The sequence below is a fragment of the Clostridium ljungdahlii genome, from assembly GCF_001636845.1.
In the GTDB taxonomy this organism is placed as follows: Bacteria; Bacillota; Clostridia; order Clostridiales; family Clostridiaceae; genus Clostridium_B; species Clostridium_B ljungdahlii_A.
In genome coordinates, this window is the sequence record NZ_LITT01000023.1 from 72906 (window position 1) to 95673 (window position 22768).

A 22768-nucleotide genomic window follows, 5' to 3' on the forward strand; every position below is an offset into this window, starting at 1 on the left:
TATGAAATACTAATTTTATAAGGGGGTGAGGTTTATGATATTTCAAACGAATATAAGTATTGCGGTTATAAGTCCAGAAGGGAAATGCTGTATCAAGGATTTCTCTATATTTGATACTAACAAAATTAATGAAAGTTTCACCTCTTTAAAGGTAAATTCTATAAGTAATGGGGTATTATCCTTAAAAATGAAATGTGGACTTTGTGGGAACATTCACTATTATAAATATAATATAAATAAAGTAGTTAAAAAAAATATTATAATTGGAGGATGCGAGTCGCTAGGGTTTCCTATATTTTGTGTAGGAAATCGTAAGAGCGTAGAAGAAAAAATATTAAGGTATACTCGAGCTAATAAAAAAATATATGCTATGATATAAATTTTTTGTAATTATCAAAAATAATATAGATTAAAATATAGAAAAAGGGTATAATGTTATATGTATATAAGCATTTCTATATGGAATTTTCTTAATTAGTAATGATATTTTCAATTATATTTTAAATGTTTCCCTAAATTTAATTGTAATATAAAATTAGACAATTGTGAGGTGTTACCTTTTGGATGATAAAGATATAGATAGTATGACAGTTTTGCAATTAAAACAAATTGCAAAAACTTTGGAAATAAAAAATATATCAAAATATAAAAAAAGCCAATTGATTGAGGAAATAAAAAAAGTATCTCCTGCCCATATCAAAAAGGGTGGTGTTATACTTAGAGAAAAAATAAGCCCTAAAGATGAAGCTGCAAATAAGCATAAAGAAGTAGAACATACTGTAAGGCATAGTGAGAATAAAGCACAGGAAGATAGAAATGAAGAACAAAAGACAAATGGCAGCGAAAAAAGAGAAAAACTTAAAGAAATGATAAGTGAATCAGATAGTGCAAGGGGAGTACTTGAAATAATAGAAAATAATAATTATGGATTTTTAAGAGGAAAGAACTATTTAACAGGACCTGATGATATATATGTGTCTCCATCTCAGATAAGAAGATTTAATTTAAAAACAGGAGATGAAGTTTGCGGTAAAGTTAGGATTCCTAAAGAAGGGGAAAAATTTAAGGCATTATTGTATGTTGAAAAAGTAAATGGGGAGAATCCAGAAAGAGCAGTGGGAAGAAAACCTTTTGAAACACTCACCCCTGTTTATCCTGATGAAAGGATAAAGTTAGAAACCAATAGTGCTGATTTATCTACAAGACTTATGGATATAATCTCGCCCATAGGAAAAGGACAAAGAGGAATTATAGTTGCCCCACCTAAAGCAGGTAAAACTACTCTTCTAAAAAAGATAGCCCAAAGTATTTCAAAAAACCATCCAGGAATACAATTAATAGTTGTGCTTATAGATGAAAGACCGGAAGAAGTTACGGATATGCAAAGGTCCATAAATGGAGAAGTTATTTATTCAACTTTTGATGAAGAACCAGAACATCATACTAAAGTTGCATATATGGTACTTGAACGTACTAAGAGAATGGTAGAACAAGGACAGGATGTGGTAATATTATTAGATAGTATTACTAGACTTTCTAGAGCATATAATTTGACTATAACTCCTACAGGGAGGACTCTTTCAGGAGGATTAGATCCTGGAGCATTAGTAATGCCTAAAAAGTTTTTCGGTGCGGCTAGAAATATAGAAGAAGGTGGGAGTCTTACTATACTTGCTACTGCACTTATTGAAACTGGAAGTAGAATGGATGACATGATATTTGAGGAATTTAAAGGCACTGGAAATATGGAAATACATTTGGATAGAAAACTTCAAGAAAGGAGAATATTCCCTGCTATAGATGTATACAAGTCTGGAACAAGAAGAGATGATTTACTATTTAAAAGCCAGTTAGAGAAAGAAGCAGCTTTTAATATAAGAAAAGTTATATATGATGAGAATAATACTCAAAATGTTACAGAACAATTGATAAATTTACTTTCAAAAACTAGGAACAATTATGAATTTATGAATATTGTAAGTAAGATGAATATGAACAAACTAGGAGAAAAGTAAAAAATTAAAAACCTGTCTTTTATTTAAAAGACAGGTTTTATAATAACAATTTAGAAAAATATGTCTATTCTTCGATTTTTAAATTAAATTTCTTTAAGAATTTATCTACTCTTCCACCAGCATCAATAGCTTTTTGTTTACCAGTGTAGAATGGATGGCATTTAGAACATATTTCCACTTTTAACTCTTTTTGTGTTGAACCAGTTGTAAAAGTGTTTCCACATGCACACTTAACTACCGCATCATGATAGTATTCTGGATGTATGCCGTTTTTCATATTAGTCACCTCTTTCAAATTTAAATAACAAAACTCTAATTTTAACTTCTGTATTATAACATAGGCATATGGGTAAGTCAATAAAGTCCAATTTTTTACAATATAGAATAATGTGATTTAATGTATAGCTTATGTTAAAATGTATTTATTCCATTTAATACGAGGTGATACAATGTCAAGAAAAACATCAGTTGGAGGTCAGGCTGTGATAGAAGGTGTTATGATGAGGGGAAGTCATGGCATGGCTACTGCTGTTAGAAAACCAGATGGCGAGATTGTTGTAAATAGAGAGGACAGTATATCTTATACTAAAAGAAATAGATTTTTAGGACTGCCGGTGATAAGGGGATTTGTATCTTTAATAGAAGCTATGGTAATGGGGATAAGTACACTTAATTATTCTGCTTCCTTTTTTGATGATGAAGAGGAGCCTACTAAGTTTGACAAGTGTTTTAGAAATATATTTAAGGAAAAAAGTGATAATGTACTTATGGGAGTTACTATTTTTATATCGCTTGGAATAGCTGTACTCCTATTTTTCATATTTCCTACTTTTGCAGCAAATATATTTAAAAAGTTTGGAGTGCATGGAAGTGTACAGCTCAATATGATTGAAGGTATAATCAGGGTAATTATATTTTTAGGTTATATATTCTTAATAGGTAATATGTCTGATATAAGTAGAGTATTTCAGTATCATGGTGCAGAACACAAGACTATTTTCTGTTATGAAAATGAAGAGGAACTTACTCCTGAGAAGGCTAAAAAATTTAAAAGGCTTCATCCAAGGTGCGGCACAAATTTTTTGTTCTTAGTTATGATAGTCAGTATAATACTTTTTTCTTTAACTGGCTGGGGTAATATTTTGCAAAGAATTTTATACAGGGTAATTCTACTGCCTTTGGTTTCTGGAGTCACCTATGAAATTATAAGGTGGATGGGTAGAAGCAATAGTTATTTTTCAAATGTGCTTGCCTATCCCGGACTCATGCTGCAAAAGCTTACCACAAGAGAGCCGGATTATAGCCAACTGGAAGTAGCAATTATAGCTCTAAAGTATGCGGAAGGAATTGAAAAAGAAAGAGAAGAAAGCAGATATAGTGAAAGTGGAGAGATAAAGAGAGTTGTGGAATTGGATAAGGATGGAAACGAAATAGTAAAAGGCGAACACAATGAAGATTGTGAAGAAAACTTAATGAAAGCAGAGAATTCTTATGAAAAGTAGAGGAAGAAGTATAAGAGAGCTTTTAGCAAAAGGGTATGAAGTTTTAAAAAATAGAGAAATAGAAAGCTATGCTTTGGATGCACAACTCCTTTTGGGAAAAGTACTAAACAAGGACAGATTATTTATGCTTATAAACGGTGATTATGAAGTCACAGAAAAAGAAACTGAAGAATACTATAAGTACTTAAAATTAAGAGAGAATAAAATGCCTGTAAAATATATATTAGGGCATTGTGAATTTATGGGCATTGATTTCATAGTGAAACCTGGGGTGTTAATCCCTAGGCCTGATACTGAGACTTTAGTAGAGCAAGCATTGATTCAAATAAAGCATAATAATTTTCATAATATATGTGATGTATGTTGTGGAACAGGGATTATTGGAATATCTATTGCTAAACTTATAGAAGGTATAAATGTAAAATGCTGCGATATATCCTCTACAGCTTGTGAGGTTACGACAGAAAATATAAGAAGATTTTCCTTAGAGGAAAAAGTTCAGGTAATTAAGAGTAATTTAATGGAATATTATATTCAAAATGAGGTAAAATTTCATATGATTGTATCTAATCCACCATATATAAAAGAAAGCAGTATACCTACGTTAATGGAAGATGTGAAAAACTATGAACCTAGGGAAGCACTTTCTGGAGGCAAAGATGGATTAGAATTTTATAGAAAAATAACTAAAGAGAGTTTGAAGGTTTTAGAAAGCAATGGAATTATTATGTTTGAAATAGGCTATGACCAAAGAGAGTCAGTTTCAGACATATTAGCGCAAAACGGATTTAAAAATATAATGTGTATAAAAGATTTAGCAGGGAAAGATAGGGTGATTAAAGGAGTGTTATAAATAAAAATGTTATGATATAATAATATATTGTGAAAATATTTATACGGAGTGATAAAAATTATGTTAGAAAGACTTAATTTTATAGAAAATAAGTATGAAGAGTTATCTATTAAGATAAGTGACCCGCAAGTTATGGCAGACCAAAAAGAGTGGCAAAAGTTATGCAAAGAAAATGCAGAGTTAGAGGAAATAGTTACAAAATACAGAGAATATAAAAAAGCTCAGCAGGAGCTGGAAGACAACAAAGAAATGCTTAAGGAAGAAACAGATAGGGAAATGAAGGAAATGGAACAAGAAGAAATAAAAAGGCTTACAGAAGTTATAGAAGAAAGTGAAAATGATCTAAGAGTACTCCTTCTTCCTAGAGACCCAAATGATGATAAAAATGTATTTGTGGAAATTAGAGCAGGAGCAGGAGGAGAAGAAGCGGCTTTATTTGCTTCAAATCTCACTAGAATGTATACAAGATATGCAGAACGCCAGGCATGGAATATAGAGACTATGAGTATAAATGCCACAGATATAGGTGGATTTAAAGAAATTGTATTCATGGTAAAGGGAAAGGGAGCCTATAGCAGATTAAAGTATGAAAGTGGGACTCATAGAGTACAGAGAGTGCCAGATACCGAGTCAAGTGGAAGAATTCACACTTCAACGGCTACAGTAGCGGTACTACCGGAAGTTGATGATGTAGATGTAGTTATAAATCCAAATGATATAAGAATAGATGTATTTAGAGCATCAGGCCATGGAGGACAATGTGTAAATACTACTGACTCAGCAGTTAGAATTACCCATTTACCTACGGGGCTTGTAGTATCCTGTCAGGACGAAAAATCCCAACTTAAAAATAAGGAAAAAGGCATGAAAGTGTTGAAATCCAGACTTTATGAAAGGGCAGAGAAAGAAAGAAGTGCCAGTATAGCTGAGGATAGAAAAAGTCAGGTTGGAACAGGAGATAGAAGTGAGAGAATAAGGACTTATAACTATCCACAGGGTAGGGTTACAGATCATAGAATAGGATTAACTTTATATAAATTAGATTCATTTTTAGATGGAAATATAGATGAAGTAATAGATGCACTTATAACTGCAGATCAGGCAGAAAAAATGAAGGAAATGGGAAACGATTGATAGTAAGTGTAATGAAAATGAGAGAGGAGTTGAAAAACCGTTAAGTGCTATCTAACGGGGAAGTATGAACATAGATAAAGCCATTAGAAAGCAAAAAAAATCTTACAAGATATTTATGCTGTCTATGTGCTTTATTTTTTGTGTAATGCCTACAGCTCTTATTTTAGCCAGAAAATTTAATATATTTTATATAATTTACTTAATAGTCCTAGAAATGCTTATTTTTCTAGCTGTTGTTATTAGAATCAATAATGAATTTTTAAAATTTAGTTATGATGGATATAAGTTAAAATTAAAAATGGGGATTAGAAGGGCTAAATTAAGTATAATATGTGACAAAATTGTTTTGGTACATGTAGAAAATTATATTTCAAAGTACAGAGACAACCCCAATTTTAGAATAATCATTTTATCAACTTCCAAGTTTAGAAATGACAGGATGATATTGGTACATAAAGAATTTTTGAAAAGACATTCTTATGTAGCACATCAGTATAATAAAATGAAAATTTTGCATCCTGAAAATACCTTTTACTATACTATAATAAAAAGAGGGGAATTGAACAAATATCCTCTTCTGGACACTATTTATAAGAGTTGTGTTTATGCCCACTTTACTGAGGAAACCATTGAAAGAATAAAATATTATAGAGAAAACTCAGAAAATTACATTGATAATAAGAAAAAATAAAATGTATTCATATATTGAAGAGTCTTAAAATAAACATGATATATAAATAATAATATAAGGTGATTTTTTTGAATGCAAATATAACTTGTATAGTTATAATAGGAAGCATAGTGTCACTTGTAGGAACAATGATAGGAGCTTCCCTTGGTGTAATAGTGAGAGAACCCTCTAATAAGTTACTAGGTGCTATAATAGGATTTGCAGGTGGAATTATGCTGTCTGTAGTAGTATTTGACTTGATTCCTGAATCTATGAACAAATGGAGTTTTATTTTTACTATAGTATTTGTAGTTTTAGGAGCTGGTCTTATTGCCATAATTGATTCTAAGGTAGACATAGGCAGCACTAACAAACATCTAAAAATTGCGTTTATGGCTTCTTTGGGGCTTATGATTCACAATTTTCCAGAAGGCATAATAATGGGATGCGGGTTTGCAGCAGGAGGAACTCTTGGAATAAAGATGAGCATCATAATTGCAATTCATGATATACCAGAGGGAATTGCTGTGTCAGCACCACTTATGGCATCTAAGGTAAAAGTTTCAAGGATACTTTTATATGCTTTCATTACAGCTTTTCCGACTGCCATAGGTACTTTTGCAGGTGTTTACATAGCTAATATTTCTAAAAATGTATTGGGAGCATGTTTATCTGTTGCATCTGGAATAATGCTGTATGTGGTATGCGGAGAGATGATACCAGAATCCTCAAAACTATGGGATGGTATTACAAGTACACTTGGAACTTTATGTGGAATTGTTTTAGGACTTGTAATAGTACAGGCATTTTAGATTCATATAATTTAAAATATGAATTATTGTTTTTAGGTATTTGAAAGAAAATAACAAGTCAAAAATACGACGGATATTTTTTTGGAAATGCCTTAATGTAAAGGTGGAATGTTATATGAACACAAAAGTGAAAATCGTAGATAAAGAAAACTTAGATAGGGGTATTGTTGAAGAAGCAGGGAAAGTCATAAAAGATGGTGGACTTGTGGCTTTCCCTACTGAAACTGTATATGGTCTTGGAGCAAATGCCCTCAATCCTGCTGCAGTAAAGAAAATATTTGAAGCTAAGGGAAGACCACAGGATAATCCTTTGATTGTACATATATCTGATATAGAAGACATAAAAGAGCTGGTAGTTGATGTCCCTGAAATAGCTAAGAAACTTATGAAGAAATTTTGGCCAGGTCCCATGACTATAATTCTTCCTAAATCACAAATTATACCAGATATCACCAGTGCATCTCTTCCAAGTATAGGAATTAGAATGCCATCTAATATAATAGCTAGAGAGCTAATAAGAACATCAAAAGTTCCAATTGCGGCACCTTCCGCAAATATATCTGGAAGGCCTAGTCCTACGGATGTAGAAAGATGTATAGAAGATTTAAATGGAAAAATTGATTTTATATTAGGCGGGGATATGTGTGAAGTTGGAGTAGAATCAACAATAATAGACTGTACAGTAACTCCTGCTTGTGTACTTAGACCTGGAGGAATAACTCTAGAGGCATTAAAAGAGATAGATGATAGTATATATATTGATCCTGCAGTAATGAAAAAGCCAGATAAAAATTTAAGACCTAAAGCTCCAGGAATGAAGTATAGGCACTATGCTCCAAAGGCACCCCTCAAAATAGTTAAGGGAGATTTAAAAAAAACTATTGAAAAAATCAACGAAATGGTGCAAAATTATATAGGTGAAAATAAAGTAGTAGGTATACTTGCTACAGATGAAACAAAAGATTTTTATAAAAATGGATTAGTAATATCACTGGGAAGTAGAAATAATATGATTAGTGTATCTAAAAATTTATTTGAGACATTAAGAAGCTTTGACGACAAAAATGTAGATATTATAATAGCTGAAGCTTTTGATGAGAATGGAATAGGGACAGCTGTGATGAATAGATTAAATAAATCTGCTGGATTTGATATTATAATGGTGTAATTTTTAAAATGTGAAAGTTTAAACGCAGGATTTTTAGGAGGCTTTTTAATCTATGAAAAATATATTATTTGTTTGTACAGGTAATACCTGTAGAAGTTGTATGGCAGAGGCAATATTTAATTATTTATGTGATATAGAACATATAAAAGCTATTTCAGCAGGAGTTGCAGTAGTAGAGGACAGCGTAACTTCTAAAAATTCTGCAGAGGTAGTCAAACAAAATATTAACTTGGATATAAGCAGCAGGAAAGCCGTTCAGATAAATGAAGATGTGGTAAGAAAATCAATGCTTGTTTTAACTATGACAGGTTATATAAGAGATATCATAAAGAAGGATTTTCCTGAATTTAAGAATAAGGTATATACTTTAAATGAATTTGTTTCTTTAGAGCAGGATATAACGGATCCTTTTGGAAAAGATATAGAAGAATACAGATATACTTATAAACAATTAAAAAATGGTATTTTATTATTAATTAACAAATTAAAGGAAGATAGAGACATTAATTAGATGTTAGTATCTTCTTTTTTTGCGGAATTGCCTTTGAAAAATTGATTTAACTTAATAATATATGATTTAAATAAAATATTATAACTTTGGAGGTATTTTTTATGAAAATTGCTTTAGGCAGTGACCATGCTGGATTTCCTTTAAAAAAAGAAGTGATGGAGCACTTACAGGATAAAAATATAGAATTCAAAGATTTTGGAACTTTTTCAGAATCCTCCTGTGATTATCCTGATTATGCACTAAAAGTTGGGGAAGAGGTTGTGAGCAAGAATTATGACGTTGGGATACTTATATGTGGAACTGGTATTGGTATAAGTATAGCTGCAAACAAGATACCTGGTGTAAGGGCAGCACTTTGCAGTGATACTTTTAGTGCCCATGCGTGTAGAGAACATAATAATGCTAATATACTAACTATGGGACAGAGAGTTGTGGGAGTAGGACTTGCTATTGATATAGTTGATACTTTTCTATCTGCTAAATTTCAAGGAGACAGGCACCAAAGAAGGATAGATAAAATTACAGAAATAGAGAAAAAATATAGTAAATAAATATTATATAGTTAAAGTTGATATTAGGCGTTTTCAAAGAAATAACTAGTCAGTATGCTAGCATCTTTGACTTGTTATTTTCTTTCAAATACCTTATGAAATGAAAAATAGGAGGAATATATATGAGTAAAGTAACACAAATAACACATCCACTTATACTGCATAAATTAGCGTTAATAAGGGATAAGCATACGGGATCTAAGGATTTTAGAGAACTTGTAGAAGAGGTAGCCATGCTTATGGCATATGAAGTTACAAGAAATCTTCAAACAGAGGATGTAGAAATAGAGACACCTATATGTAAAACAACTTGTAAAATGCTTTCAGGTAAAAAAGTTGCTATAATACCTATACTAAGAGCAGGTCTTGGAATGGTAGGAGGAATGATAAAACTTATTCCTGCAGCAAAAGTAGGACATATAGGGTTATATAGAGATGAAGTTACATTAAAGCCAGTAGAATATTTTTGCAAGTTACCACAGGATATAGGAGAAAGAGAAGTAATTGTTACAGATCCAATGCTTGCTACAGGAGGATCTGCATCCGATGCCATAACTATATTGAAGAAAAAAGGTGCTAAGAATATAAGACTTATGTGTTTAATAGCTGCACCGGAGGGAATAAAAACAGTAACAGAAACTCATCCAGATGTAGATGTATACATAGCATCAATTGATGAAAAATTAAATGAAAATGGATATATAGTACCAGGACTTGGAGATGCTGGAGACAGGTTATACGGAACAAAATAATACCACTAAGTGTAGGAGTGAGTTCACTTATAATTAAGTGAACTCTTTACTTTAGAATTAAACCTTTGTGGATTGTTTTAAAACTTTGATTAATAGTTTATAATATAGGTTGTAATAATTATATATCAAGGAGATATTTATTATGAGAAAAGATTGGGATAATTATTTTATAGACATCGCATTTAAAGTTGCGGAAAGAAGCACATGTCCTAGGCTGCATGTAGGGGCAGTCCTTGTTAAAAACAGAAGGATAAAGGGAACTGGATATAATGGAAGTCCCAGAGGCTTAGAGCATTGTGAGGATGTAGGGTGTTACATGAAGAATAATCATTGTGTAAGAACAATTCATGCAGAAGTAAACTGTCTACTAGAGGTAGCTCCTGATGATAGAGAAAGCTCAACGCTATATGTTACTCATATGCCTTGTCCTGAATGTCAAAAATTAATAATTACCTGTGGAATTAAAAGAGTTGTATATTGTGAGGAGTATACTCCAGAAATTAATTGGTTTGAAAAAGCATCGGGAATTGAATTAATATGCATAAAGAGATGAGAATAACAGAATGTGTAGAAAACATAAGATGTGATTAAGGAAGGTTATTATGAATAATTTGTATTTATTTGCAATAGTTTCAATAATATTTTCAGTTATACTTACCCCCTTCATTAAAAAGCTCGCCATTAAACTAGATATTATGGATGTGCCTAAGGATAATAGAAGAATACATAATAAGCCTATACCACTTATAGGTGGATTGGCTATATACTTTTCGTTTATAATTACTCTATTTTTGAAAACGGGTAAGCTTACAGAATCTGAAACGGGACTTATACTGGGAGCTACTATTATAGTAATAGGAGGACTTTTAGATGATAAATTTGATATAAAGCCTTGGTGCAAACTATTATTTCAATTAGCAGCAGCAGGGGTTTTGATAATTTATGGAATAAAAATAGAAATAATTACGAATCCATTTGATGGTGTATACCAGTTTATAAATATAGGAGTAATATCCATTCCTTTAACTATAATATGGGTAATTGGAATTACTAATGCACTCAATTTAATTGATGGTCTAGATGGGTTGGCAGCAGGTATTGCATTTATATCTTCTATAACTATGTTTATTATAGCATTGTTGAATAATAGATATGAGGCAGCGGTTCTTACTAGTATATTATCTGGAGCTATACTTGGATTTTTACCTTACAATTTTAATCCAGCCTCTATATTTATGGGAGATACTGGGGCACAGTTGCTTGGCTTTTTACTTGCAGCTATATCTATGGAGGGTGCAATAAAATCTGCTGCAGCTTTTTCTGTAGCCGTACCTATTTTAGCACTTGGGATACCAATATATGATACTTTATTTGCAATGATAAGAAGAAAAATAAATGGAAGACCTATTATGCAAGCAGATAGAGGACATTTGCATCATAGACTTCTTGATATGGGGCTTACACAAAAACAGGTTGTTATGATAATGTATAGTATAAGTGCAGTATTGGGGAGTATTTCTATAATAGCCATGGAGATAAATGCACAAAGATCATACTTCCTTCTAATAATAGTTATGGTTATTTTGGTTCTTATGGCTTGGAAGGCTGGATTTTTTAAACATAGAGAGTAAAAAAGGAGGTTTTTAATATGAACAAAATTAAATGTGTTACTATATTTGGCACAAGACCAGAAGCAATAAAAATGGCTCCTTTAGTTAAGGAACTTGAGAAGAGAAAAGAAATAGATAATAAAATATGTGTTACTGCTCAACATAGGGAGATGCTTGATCAGGTTTTACAGCTTTTTAATATTGTTCCCAATTTTGATTTAAATATAATGAAAACTAAACAGACATTGACAGGTATAACTAATAGAGTACTTCAGGGACTTGAGGAAATATTTGAAGATGAAAAACCAGATTTAGTACTTGTTCATGGAGATACGACTACTACTTTTGCAGGAGCACTAGCTGCTTTCTATAAAAAAATAAGGGTTGGACATGTGGAAGCAGGGCTTAGGACATATGATAAATATTTCCCATTTCCAGAAGAAATGAATAGAAAGCTTACAGGTGCTATAGCTGACCTTCATTTTGCACCAACTGCTGGATCAAAGTCTAATTTATTAAAAGAAGGTGTGTCTGAAAATCAAATATTTGTAACTGGAAATACAGTAATTGATGCTATGAGGTTTACAGTAGAGAAGAATTATAAATTTAGTAATGAGGAATTAAATACCATAGATTATGATAATAAAAAAGTTATAATGGTAACCGCTCATAGGCGAGAAAATTGGGGAGAGGGTATCAAGAATATTTGTAGTGCATTAAAAAGGATTATAGATGAAAATAAAGATACAGAAATTGTTTATCTGGTACACTTGAATCCTGTAGTAAAGGATATGGTATATAAAGTACTTGGAAATGTTTCTAGGGTTCATTTACTGCCTCCACTAGATACTAAGGAAACACACAATTTAATGAATAAATGTTTTATGGTTATGACTGATTCGGGTGGACTTCAGGAGGAAGCACCCCATCTTGGAAAGCCTGTATTGGTGCTTAGAAATGTGACTGAAAGACCAGAGGCTGTAGAGGCAGGTACAGTAAGACTTGTGGGAACAGATGAAGGAAAGATAATAAAGTTAGCTAATGAGCTTATAAGAAATCCTAAGGAATATGATGTAATGAGTAAAGCTATAAATCCTTATGGAGATGGTAAGGCAGCTTATAGAATAACAGAAGCTATTTTACAATACTTTAATTTAGCAAAAGGTACATATAGTGAATTTAAATCAAATTAGAAAGTTATAATTTTGAATTTTCATCCAGAATATTTATCCTTTTTAAAGGAAATGAGTATACATATTTATCATAATTGTACAGACAATATATTAATATATGATGTTAAAATGTCAATATATTGTTAAAAAGTAGTGTATTTTTTCCTATTTTCATTATTTGTACTATAATATTATATTGAGTGTATTGTATATTTAAAAAATATTTGGTACAATTAATTAGTTAAATAAATTCTAAATTGTAAATTATCAGAATCCTTATTAAGGAAATACATAGATTTAATGAGAAATCATAAAAAAGTGTAATATAGACTGGCTAAAGTTGAGTAAAAATGGAGAAATTAAGACTTTTAGGTTGTATCTTTTTATCTTTTTAAGGTATATAATCTTAGTTATATCGGGGGAACTTGATGAATAGACATATTTTGGACATGGTAAAGAAAGTAAAAGTTATGGATTATTTATATTATTAGGTGTTTCCATAGCAATATTTAATTTTTTATAAATAGTATTGTAGGTGTCCTCATATCAGAAAGACTTAGAAATTCATCAGCATCTTTGTATATAATAAGTTTTATTATACGAGTTGTAATGGCAGCAGGAATAGGATATTGGGTATTTAAGCACAAAAAATATAATAGGTTTCCAATAAAGTAATGGAGGAAATGAAAGTGCAAAATGATCTTCGATGTATGTTCAAGAAAGTTTTGATTTTTGATGTAGTAATAGGAATAACTTTAGTTATTGTAACTCAATGGTTGTTTAGAAACTATTCATTAGTAGTATTGCTTGGACTGGGTATAGCTTTTATAAATTTTATAGCAAACGGAATAATAACAGAATATGCACTTTTAAATAAAACTATAAAATATAAAATTATAGCTTTTATAAGTTTCATAGCTAGAGTAGTAATAGTGTGTGTTATAGCATTAGTACTTTTTAAGATTAATAAATTTAATATGGTTGCTTATATGTTAGGATATAGTTTACAGTTTATATCTTTAACGTTATATGGAATAATATAACAGACAAATAAATTATGGGAGGGAAGTGATTATTTGGAGAAATTTGTGCCTTTATTTTACCTAAATTTGTTTGGATATAAATTTGGGGTTACCTCAAGTTTGCTTATTCAGTGGGTAATAATTGTAATACTAACTATACTGGCTATTGTATTCACAAGAGACTTGAAGAAGATTCCTAACAAAAAGCAAAATGTTGTAGAAATACTGGTAGAAACTTTTAATAAGCTTGTAAAAGAAAATATGGGAGAGGGATATGCTGCTTATGTTCCATACATAGGTACACTTGCAATGTTCCTTTTACTTATGAACTTAGCAGGTTTAGTAGGTTTAAAACCACCAACGCTTGACCTTAGTGTAGTTGCGGGTCTAGCATTAATAACCTTTGTTCTTGTGCAAGCAAATGGTATTATAAAGATAGGTTTAGGTCATTATTTCTCAGCTTATTTTCAACCTTATGCGGCAATGTTGCCTTTAAATCTTATTGAAAGATTTATGTTACCTGTATCTCTAACATTGAGGTTATTTGGTAATATGACTGCAGCTGTTGTTATAATGGATATGGTTTATAATGCATTAGGTAATATAGCTTGGGTAGCACAACTTGGTATTCCAGTACCACTCCATGCATATTTTGATGTATTTGATGGTACAATTCAAATGGTTATATTTATGATGTTAACGATGATTAACATTAAAATTACAGCAGAACATTAATATTTAATTATCAATAAGATGTAAAATAAAATATAATTATTTTAATACTTATTTAAGGAGGTTTTTTATTATGAATTTAGATGCACATTCATTTATATCAGGTATGGCAGCAATAGGTGCAGGTTTAGCTGCTATAGGTTGTTTAGGAGGAGGTATTGGAACAGGTAATGCTGCAGGTAAAGCAGTTGAAGGTGTTTCAAGACAGCCAGAAGCAAGTGGTAAAATCATAAGCACAATGGTCGTTGGTGCTGCATTCTCAGAAGCAACATCAATATACGCATTATTAGTTGCATTATTACTAATATTTACTAAATAGTGCATAGCATATTATTAAAATCTATGCCTGAAGGGAGGCTTTTATAATAGGATGGAGATACATGTTTCTCAAATTATTGCTACTATTATAAACTTTCTAATACTATATTTTATTCTTAGACATTTTCTATTTAAACCAGTAAATGATACTATTGATAAAAGGCAAAATGAAATAGTAACTAAGATAAATAAAACAGAAGAAGATATGAAAAAAGCAGAAGAATTAAGAATAGAAAATAAAAATAAATTAAGTTTAGCAAAACAAGAGGGAAAAAATATAGTAGAAGATTATAAAGTAAAAGCTGGAAAAGTTTCCTCAGATATACTAAAAGAGGCTCATGAAGAAGCTCAGACTATAGTTAAGAGAGCAAAAGTCGAAGCTGAAAGAGAAAAAGAAAAAGCAGCAGATGAAATAAAAGGTCAGGTTATAGATTTGGCTGTTTTAGTATCTTCAAGGGCTTTAGAAGGATCTATAGATGAAGAACAACATAGGAGACTTATTAAGGATTTTATAGCTAAGGTAGGTATCTAACTATGTATGAGTATTTAGATAGGAGATACGCTCTCGCACTTTATAAAATTGCAGAAGAAAAAGGTAAAGTAGAGCAGTATTTAGATGAATTAAGGAAAGTAGTAGCTCTAATAAATAAAGATGACGACTTTATAGAAATAATAAAACACCCACAAGTCAGTAATTCAAGTAAAAAGAAGATTTTTATTGATGTTTTTAAAGGGAAGATAGATGAAGACGTATTATCTTTTTTATTAGTCCTTATAGAAAAAGGCAGGATTCTTGAACTTGAAGGTAAACTTAAACAAATGGAGAAGATTTATCTTGAAAAAAATAAAACTGCTATAGCTAAGGTTAAAACAGTTATATCTTTGGAAGATAAAGAAAAAGAAGATCTTGTTCATAAACTAGAAAAAAAGTATGATAAAAAGATTTTATTACAAGAAGAAATAGATCCAAGTATAATAGGTGGAGTATGTATTGAAGTAGACGGTGAAGTTATTGATGGTAGTATAAGATCAAAACTTTCTGAAATGAAAAAAATAATGCTTAAGGGAGAACAGAGGTGAGCCTATGAACATAAAACCTGAAGAAATAACTTCAATTATAAAAGATGAAATACAGAAATATGAAAAGAAAATAGAAACAGTTGATTCAGGTACAATAATTCAAATCGGTGATGGTATTGCTAGAGTTTATGGCCTTAATCAATGTATGGCAAATGAACTCTTAGAGTTTCCAAATGATGTTTATGGTATGGCTTTAAACCTTGAACAGGATAATGTAGGTTGTGTTCTTTTGGGTTCCCAGAAGGGAATAAAAGAAGGAGATACAGTTAAAAGAACAGGTAGAGTTGTAGAAGTACCAGTAGGTGAAGCTATTGTTGGAAGAGTTGTAAATTCGCTTGGACAGCCTATTGATGGAAAAGGTCCTATAAAGACATCAGAAACTAGGCCTGTAGATCTTGTAGCTCCAGGAGTTATAACAAGACAGTCAGTTAAACAACCACTGCAAACTGGGTTAAAGGCTATAGATTCAATGATACCAATTGGGAAAGGACAAAGGGAATTAATAATAGGAGACAGGCAAACAGGTAAGACTGCCATTGCCATGGATACTATAATAAATCAAAAAGGAAAAGATGTAATATGCATATATGTAGCTATAGGTCAGAAACAGTCTACTGTAGCTCATATAGTAAATGACTTGACAGAAACAGGTGCTATGGACTATACCATAATAGTATCTGCATCAGCATCTGAGTCAGCACCACTTCAGTATATTGCTCCCTATGCAGGATGTTCCATGGGTGAATATTTTATGAATAAGGGAAAAGATGTACTTATAGTGTATGATGATTTATCTAAGCATGCGGTTGCCTATAGAGAAATGTCATTATTACTCCGTAGACCGCCAGGAAGAGAAGCATATCCTGGGGATGTATTCTATTTGCATTCAAGATTACTTGAAAGAGCTGCAAAGCTTTCTGATAAGTTAGGTGGAGGCTCACTTACAGCACTTCCTATAATAGAAACTATGGCAGGAGATGTTACTGCATATATACCAACAAATGTTATTTCTATAACAGATGGTCAGATATTCCTTGAATCAGAGCTTTTCTATGCAGGACAAAGACCAGCTATAAATGCAGGTATATCTGTATCCAGAGTTGGTGGTAATGCACAAATTAAGGCAATGAAGCAGGTAGCAGGTACCCTTAGATTGGATTTAGCCCAGTATAGAGAACTTGCATCATTTGCTCAATTTGGATCAGACCTTGATAAAGAGTCTATGAAGAGACTTGAAAAAGGTAAGAGATTAACAGAAATATTAAAACAACCTCAATACAAACCAATGCCTGTAGAAAATCAGGTAATGATACTGTTTGCAGCTGGTAGAGAGTATATAATGGATGTACCGGTTGAAAAAGTTGTAGAATTTGAAGGAGAATTCCTTGATTATATGAATACTCATCATAAAGAAATAGGTGAGGAAATAAGAAATAAAAAAATTATATCCGATGAATTAAGTGATAAACTTGGAAATGCTATAGAGGAATTCAAAAAAATATTTTTAGCAGAGGCATAGTTTCTTCTGCGGGAGGTGAAATATGGCAGGGGCAGGACTTGTTACAATAAAAAGAAGAATTAGATCAATAACCAGTACTCAAAAAATAACAAATGCCATGGGACTCATTGCCACCTCTAAACTTAGAAAAGTTAGAAAAAAGCTTGAGGCAAATAATAAATATTGTGAACTATTTAGTTCCCTTATGAATGAATTTGTTTTAGGAGCAGAGGGAAGAAACATTTATATACATGGTAATAAAAGCAATAAGAAACTCTACATAGCTTTAAATTCAGATACAGGATTATGCGGAGGCTTTAATGGCAGTGTAGTAAATGAAGCAGATGCTGCAATGTCAAAAAATAAAGAAAATTGCCTTTTGATATCTGTGGGACAAAAAGGAAGAACGTATTTTAAAAGGCTTAAGTATAGTACAGAAGCAGAATATGTGGATATTTCGGATGTTCCTACTATAAATGAAGCAAATACCATAGTATATAAGGCTCTAGACCTTTATAGAAGTGGCGAGGTTGGAGAAGTTAATATAGTATATACTAAGTTTATTTCAACAGTTAGACAAAAAGTAGTTGTTGAAAAATTACTTCCATTGGAAGCTGAGAAAAAAGAAAAAACAAATTATCTTGTTAAATTTGAACCGTCAATAGATGAAATGATGGATGAAGTAGTACTTTTACACTTAAAGCAAAAAGTACTTAACTGTATGATAAATTCAAAAGTAAGTGAACAGGCTTCCAGAATGACAGCAATGGATGGGGCAACTAAAAATGCAAATGATTTACTGGATAAATTGAATCTTAAATACAATAGAGAGAGACAATCTGCTATTACACAGGAAATAACTGAAATAGTTGGAGGAGCAGAAGCTCTTAAGTAAGGAGGGACATTGATGCCAAATATAGGCAAAGTTGTTCAGGTTATAGGACCTGTAGTAGATATAAAGTTTGATACAGAAAACCTTCCTAATATATATAATGCCATAGATATAAAATCAGGTGATAAAAAAATTATTACAGAAGTTGCACAACATTTAGGCGATGATGTAGTAAGAACTATATCTATGGAGAGTACAGATGGATTAATGAGAGGTATGGATGCAGTAGATACAGGATCTCCTATATCTGTACCTGTAGGTGAGCCAGTTTTAGGAAGACTTTTTAATATGCTAGGACAGCCAATTGATGAAAATGGAGAAGTAAAGGCAGAACAATACTATCCTATTCATAGGCAGGCACCAAGTTTTGAAGATCAATCTGTTAAGCCTGAAATGTTTGAAACTGGTATTAAAGTTATAGATCTTCTTGCACCGTACCAAAGAGGCGGAAAGATAGGACTGTTTGGTGGAGCTGGTGTTGGTAAAACAGTTCTTATACAGGAACTTATAAACAATATAGCAAAGGAACACGGCGGGTTATCAGTATTTACAGGTGTTGGAGAAAGAACAAGAGAAGGAAATGATCTATATTATGAAATGCAGGAATCAGGAGTTATAAAGAAAACTGCTTTGGTATTTGGTCAGATGAATGAGCCACCTGGAGCAAGAATGAGAGTTGCACTTACAGGACTTACTATGGCAGAATATTTTAGAGATAAAGGTCAGGATGTACTTTTATTTATAGATAATATATTCAGATTTACTCAGGCAGGATCCGAGGTTTCAGCGTTACTTGGTAGAATACCTAGTGCCGTTGGTTACCAGCCAACTCTTGCAACTGAAATGGGTGCTCTTCAAGAAAGAATAACATCCACAAAACAGGGGTCTATTACATCTGTTCAGGCAGTATATGTTCCAGCAGATGACTTGACTGATCCGGCACCATCTACAACATTTACGCATCTTGATGCAACTACAGTTCTTTCTAGATCTATATCAGAAATTGGTATATATCCTGCTGTTGATCCACTTGCATCCACATCAAGGATATTGGATCCAAGGATTGTAGGAGATGATCATTATAAAGTAGCATCAGATGTTAAACATATACTTGAAAGATACAGTGAACTTCAAGATATTATAGCAATACTTGGTGTAGATGAGCTTTCAGAAGATGATAGATTAGTGGTTATTAGAGCTAGAAGAATTCAAAGATTTTTATCACAACCATTTTCTGTTGCAGAACAATTTACAGGATATCAGGGTAAATATGTTCAAATAAAGGAGACTATAAGAGGTTTTAAAGAAATTCTTGAAGGTAAATATGATGATTTACCAGAAACTGCTTTCTTATTTAAAGGAAGTATAGATGAAGTGGTTGAAGCAGCTAAAAATATGGGAAAAAATTAAAGTGATTTATTAAGCAAAATTGGTTTGAGAGAATTTTGTTTAATGTAAATTTTAAAGGAGATTAATATGTCAGAAGTTTTAAAATTAACTATCCTTACTCCCGATAGAGAATTCTATGAAGGAGAAGTAGTAGAAGTAATAACGGAAAGTATTCAAGGCGACATAGCAATTCTTCCAGACCATATGCCTTTAGTTACCACTTTAAAACCTGCAAATACCGAAATCGTTCAAAAAGATGGCAAAAAATTAAAGGCATTTACATCAACCGGAGTACTGGAAGTAATAAATAATGAGCTAAAAATTTTATGTGATTCTTGTGAATGGCCAGATGAAATAGACATAGATAGAGCAAAAGCTGCTAAAGATAGAGCTGAAAAAAGATTAGCTAATCAGAAAGACGGAGTCGATGTAAAAAGAGCAGAAATGGCATTGGCTAGGGCACTGGCTAGAATTAATCTGAAATAATGGAGCTTTTGATAATTTGCTGTATTTTAATTGAAGATAAAAAAGCACTACCTAAAATCATTAACATAATGATTTTGGATAGTGCTTTTTTTATACCTAAAAATATTCACATTTTGTTATTTAGAATTATATACTAATATAGGTCCCTCCTATGGAATCTTTATTTTTTGAAATACTAATGTCAGTTCTCTAGTATAAAAAAAGACTATCAGATAAAATTTAGCAGCTTAAACTAAGTATATATTTATTGAATATTAAAAGGAAAAGTTGTCCATAATTTTTAAAGAGAAATAGAAGGGGGTGAAAATGTTCTGTTTAATTTTATGCAGAACTAAATATACATGAAAAGGCTAAAAATGTTAAGCTACTTATTGGTTCTTGTATTTTTTTTTCAATATTATGTTTGTGCTTCAGGAAATAATTTAGGTGTAAAATCTACCTCATTACAAAAATCCGTTTCTAATGTAAAGGAAACAGATATGTTTAAAAACATACTAGAAAAGACTAACAGTACCCCAGTGGAGTATGGAATTATGGCTACTTTTAATACTTCTAGTGATAAGGAAAAGGTTGTAGATGAAATATTAAAGGTATTAATGAGATATAGTGAATGTAACAAAAAAGTGTGGAGAAATAATAAAATTTATTGTATAGAATTTAATGGATATTATGCAGAGGGCTATGTAGAAGGTGTAGAAAATGAAAATTGTAATATCATTACAGTTAACATTATAAGAAAATCCAGTCAGTATAAATTGCAGGATTTGAAAAGTATGGTAGATAGATCTATAGGGGGTAGAAAAGAAAAGTGTAAGTATTTTGAATATGTAAAGGCAAAAACTCAGAAGCAAGATGTAAGTAGTGTAAATAGTGAAGTTAAAAACATTTTAAAATGCTATGGTACATCTGACATTAAAACTATAGCTTTAGAGGAAGGATACAGTTCTACTGCTTATACCCATAAGTATGAGCCAATACAAAGTGGCACAGGTTTAATAGATTTTAACTATGCTGTCGTAAAATATGATACAGGCACTTATATAATTATGGGAACTCCAGAAATAATGGTGACATATTAGGAATCATATAATATGGATGTTTTTGTTAAATGTAACTTATAAGGCGGTACAAAAATTAAGTAACATATTAGCAATTATAGAATGGAGGAACATTATGAGTAAAATAGTAGTTAAGGGAGGAAATAAACTGCATGGGGAAGTAAATATCAGTACTGCTAAAAATTCTGTATTGCCTATTATAGCAGCTTGTATTTTAAGCGGAGATAAATGTGTAATAGAAAAAGTACCAATGCTTGAAGATGTTTTTGTAATAAGTGACATATTGAGGAGCATATCTGCAGATATAAATATAGACAAAGATACAAATAAAGTCATAATAGATGCATCTAATATAAAAGATTGCAACCCATGCAGCGAATTGGTAAAAAAAATGAGGGCATCATTTTTAATAATGGGTCCTATGATAGCCAGATTTGGAAAGTTCAGATTATGTCTTCCAGGTGGATGCAATATTGGAACTAGACCTATAGATCTTCACTTGAAGGGATTAAGTGCCCTGGGAGCAGAGGTGAATGTAGGTCATGGATATGTAGAAGCAAGCGCTAAGAAATTGATAGGAGATAAAATATATCTAGATTTTCCTTCAGTGGGAGCTACAGAAAATATAATGATGGCATCAGTAATGGCAGAAGGAGAAACTATAATAGAGAATGCAGCAGAAGAACCCGAAATAAGGGATCTGGCAAAATTTTTAAATAGCATGGGGGCAAATATTATTGGTGCAGGGTCAGGTACTATTAGAATACTAGGAGTAAAAAGCTTAAAGGGAAGTACCCATAGGCCAATATTTGATAGGATAGAATCTGGTACTTTTATGGTGGCAGCTGCTATAACTAGAAGCAAGATTAAAATAAATGGTGCTAATGAAGAATACTTAAAACCTATAATCGCTAAGTTAACTGAAGTTGGGGTTCATATAAGCTCACAAGGAAGTAGTTTGATTGTAGATGGAAGTGATGAATTAAGACCTGTAGATATTAAAACTATGCCTTATCCTGGATTCCCAACTGATATGCAGTCACAGATGACAGGACTTTTATGTACTGTTATGGGTACAAGTATAATAACAGAAACTATTTTTGAAAATAGATTTATGCACGTAGCAGAGATGAAAAGGATGGGAGCAAACATAAAGATAGATGGAAGAAGCGCCGTTATAGAAGGTGTAAAAAAACTTACTGGAGCAGAAGTTAAAGCAACGGACTTAAGAGCTGGTGCAAGCCTTATACTTTGTGGGCTAGTAGCAGAAGGTGAAACAGAAATTGCAGATATATACCATGTAGATAGAGGCTATGTAGATATTGAAAAAAAATTAAAAGCACTAGGAGCTGATATTAAGAGAATAAATGAATAATACTCCTATTATATATATTATTAGACAAAGAGAAGATTAGAACAAAATTTTTTCTTTGTTTTTTTATTGGAATATTTTATAAGATGCGGCAATAAAAATATAATATTGTAGTTCAAAATATATATAAGGCATTTTCAAAGAAATGAATTGATATTTTCTTTCAAGCGC

Annotated in this window: 26 protein-coding genes; 25 read left to right on the forward strand and 1 reads right to left on the reverse strand. The window is 31.7% G+C overall.

Features of this window, described 5'->3' with window-relative positions; translation table 11 throughout:
* Window positions 1–34 precede the first annotated feature (34 nt).
* Together WY13_RS10065 and rho are read left to right on the forward strand one after the other, a co-directional pair.
* Complete coding sequence (locus WY13_RS10065) at window positions 35–379, forward strand: hypothetical protein (protein WP_063555545.1); 345 nt, start codon at window positions 35–37, stop codon at window positions 377–379.
* A 205-nt stretch (window positions 380–584) separates the two neighbouring features.
* A complete protein-coding gene (rho, locus tag WY13_RS10070; protein WP_431602460.1) occupies window positions 585–2015 on the forward strand; it encodes a transcription termination factor Rho in 1431 nt (476 codons plus the stop codon).
* Window positions 2016–2079: 64 nt separating this feature from the next.
* Here rho and rpmE read toward each other — a convergent pair whose 3' ends face one another.
* The gene (gene rpmE / locus WY13_RS10075; RefSeq protein WP_013236913.1) at window positions 2080–2292 is read right to left on the reverse strand and encodes a 50S ribosomal protein L31; all 213 of its coding nucleotides are present in this window, start codon (window positions 2290–2292) and stop codon (window positions 2080–2082) included.
* Window positions 2293–2464: 172 nt separating this feature from the next.
* On the opposite strand from rpmE, the gene WY13_RS10080 reads away from it, so the two are divergent.
* The 23 genes from WY13_RS10080 to murA all read left to right on the forward strand — a co-directional run bounded on the left by WY13_RS10080 (window position 2465) and on the right by murA (window position 22600).
* Window positions 2465–3517: a DUF1385 domain-containing protein gene (locus WY13_RS10080; protein ID WP_063555547.1), complete on the forward strand. Its 1053-nt coding sequence runs from the start codon at window positions 2465–2467 to the stop codon at window positions 3515–3517.
* Window positions 3507–4370, forward strand: coding sequence for a peptide chain release factor N(5)-glutamine methyltransferase (gene prmC / locus WY13_RS10085; protein WP_063555548.1), 864 nt, complete (start codon window positions 3507–3509; stop codon window positions 4368–4370). Before WY13_RS10080 ends, prmC begins: the two co-directional genes overlap by 11 nt.
* 60 nt (window positions 4371–4430) lie before the next feature.
* A complete protein-coding gene (prfA, locus tag WY13_RS10090; RefSeq protein WP_063555549.1) occupies window positions 4431–5504 on the forward strand; it encodes a peptide chain release factor 1 in 1074 nt (357 codons plus the stop codon).
* A gap of 64 nt (window positions 5505–5568) precedes the next feature.
* Complete coding sequence (locus WY13_RS10095; protein WP_063555550.1) at window positions 5569–6195, forward strand: hypothetical protein; 627 nt, start codon at window positions 5569–5571, stop codon at window positions 6193–6195.
* A gap of 68 nt (window positions 6196–6263) precedes the next feature.
* Window positions 6264–6986 carry a ZIP family metal transporter gene (locus WY13_RS10100; RefSeq protein WP_063555551.1) on the forward strand — a complete coding sequence of 241 codons (723 nt, stop codon included), beginning with the start codon at window positions 6264–6266 and terminating at the stop codon, window positions 6984–6986.
* Between the two features lie 115 nt (window positions 6987–7101).
* On the forward strand, window positions 7102–8154 hold the full coding sequence (locus WY13_RS10105; protein ID WP_063555552.1) for an L-threonylcarbamoyladenylate synthase: 1053 nt from the start codon (window positions 7102–7104) through the stop codon (window positions 8152–8154).
* Window positions 8155–8206: 52 nt separating this feature from the next.
* Window positions 8207–8665: a low molecular weight protein arginine phosphatase gene (locus WY13_RS10110; protein WP_063555553.1), complete on the forward strand. Its 459-nt coding sequence runs from the start codon at window positions 8207–8209 to the stop codon at window positions 8663–8665.
* Window positions 8666–8766: 101 nt separating this feature from the next.
* On the forward strand, window positions 8767–9216 hold the full coding sequence (rpiB, locus tag WY13_RS10115) for a ribose 5-phosphate isomerase B (protein WP_063555554.1): 450 nt from the start codon (window positions 8767–8769) through the stop codon (window positions 9214–9216).
* Window positions 9217–9338: 122 nt separating this feature from the next.
* Window positions 9339–9968 carry a uracil phosphoribosyltransferase gene (upp, locus tag WY13_RS10120; RefSeq protein ID WP_063555555.1) on the forward strand — a complete coding sequence of 210 codons (630 nt, stop codon included), beginning with the start codon at window positions 9339–9341 and terminating at the stop codon, window positions 9966–9968.
* A gap of 142 nt (window positions 9969–10110) precedes the next feature.
* Entirely contained in the window at window positions 10111–10521 is a 411-nt protein-coding gene (locus WY13_RS10125) for a deoxycytidylate deaminase (RefSeq protein ID WP_063555556.1), read from the forward strand.
* A 49-nt stretch (window positions 10522–10570) separates the two neighbouring features.
* Window positions 10571–11599 carry an MraY family glycosyltransferase gene (locus WY13_RS10130; RefSeq protein ID WP_063555557.1) on the forward strand — a complete coding sequence of 343 codons (1029 nt, stop codon included), beginning with the start codon at window positions 10571–10573 and terminating at the stop codon, window positions 11597–11599.
* 17 nt (window positions 11600–11616) lie between these two features.
* The gene (gene wecB, locus WY13_RS10135; protein WP_063555558.1) at window positions 11617–12771 is read left to right on the forward strand and encodes a non-hydrolyzing UDP-N-acetylglucosamine 2-epimerase; all 1155 of its coding nucleotides are present in this window, start codon (window positions 11617–11619) and stop codon (window positions 12769–12771) included.
* Window positions 12772–13439: 668 nt separating this feature from the next.
* Complete coding sequence (locus WY13_RS10140) at window positions 13440–13793, forward strand: hypothetical protein (protein WP_063555559.1); 354 nt, start codon at window positions 13440–13442, stop codon at window positions 13791–13793.
* A gap of 33 nt (window positions 13794–13826) precedes the next feature.
* A complete protein-coding gene (locus tag WY13_RS10145; protein WP_063555560.1) occupies window positions 13827–14507 on the forward strand; it encodes a F0F1 ATP synthase subunit A in 681 nt (226 codons plus the stop codon).
* 70 nt (window positions 14508–14577) lie between these two features.
* Complete coding sequence (gene atpE / locus WY13_RS10150) at window positions 14578–14823, forward strand: ATP synthase F0 subunit C (RefSeq protein WP_063555561.1); 246 nt, start codon at window positions 14578–14580, stop codon at window positions 14821–14823.
* Between the two features lie 51 nt (window positions 14824–14874).
* Window positions 14875–15354: a F0F1 ATP synthase subunit B gene (locus WY13_RS10155; RefSeq protein ID WP_063555562.1), complete on the forward strand. Its 480-nt coding sequence runs from the start codon at window positions 14875–14877 to the stop codon at window positions 15352–15354.
* Between the two features lie 2 nt (window positions 15355–15356).
* Window positions 15357–15902, forward strand: coding sequence for a F0F1 ATP synthase subunit delta (locus tag WY13_RS10160; protein WP_063555563.1), 546 nt, complete (start codon window positions 15357–15359; stop codon window positions 15900–15902).
* 4 nt (window positions 15903–15906) lie between these two features.
* Window positions 15907–17421 (forward strand): F0F1 ATP synthase subunit alpha, encoded by a 1515-nt coding sequence (gene atpA / locus WY13_RS10165; RefSeq protein ID WP_063555564.1) that lies wholly within the window; start codon window positions 15907–15909, stop codon window positions 17419–17421.
* 22 nt (window positions 17422–17443) lie between these two features.
* The gene (atpG, locus tag WY13_RS10170) at window positions 17444–18295 is read left to right on the forward strand and encodes an ATP synthase F1 subunit gamma (RefSeq protein WP_063555565.1); all 852 of its coding nucleotides are present in this window, start codon (window positions 17444–17446) and stop codon (window positions 18293–18295) included.
* Between the two features lie 12 nt (window positions 18296–18307).
* The gene (atpD, locus tag WY13_RS10175; protein WP_063555566.1) at window positions 18308–19702 is read left to right on the forward strand and encodes a F0F1 ATP synthase subunit beta; all 1395 of its coding nucleotides are present in this window, start codon (window positions 18308–18310) and stop codon (window positions 19700–19702) included.
* Between the two features lie 66 nt (window positions 19703–19768).
* A complete protein-coding gene (locus WY13_RS10180) occupies window positions 19769–20167 on the forward strand; it encodes a F0F1 ATP synthase subunit epsilon (protein WP_063555567.1) in 399 nt (132 codons plus the stop codon).
* A gap of 341 nt (window positions 20168–20508) precedes the next feature.
* On the forward strand, window positions 20509–21246 hold the full coding sequence (locus WY13_RS10185; protein WP_063555568.1) for a hypothetical protein: 738 nt from the start codon (window positions 20509–20511) through the stop codon (window positions 21244–21246).
* 94 nt (window positions 21247–21340) lie between these two features.
* Window positions 21341–22600 (forward strand): UDP-N-acetylglucosamine 1-carboxyvinyltransferase, encoded by a 1260-nt coding sequence (murA, locus tag WY13_RS10190; protein WP_063555569.1) that lies wholly within the window; start codon window positions 21341–21343, stop codon window positions 22598–22600.
* The last annotated feature ends 168 nt before the right edge of the window (window positions 22601–22768 follow it).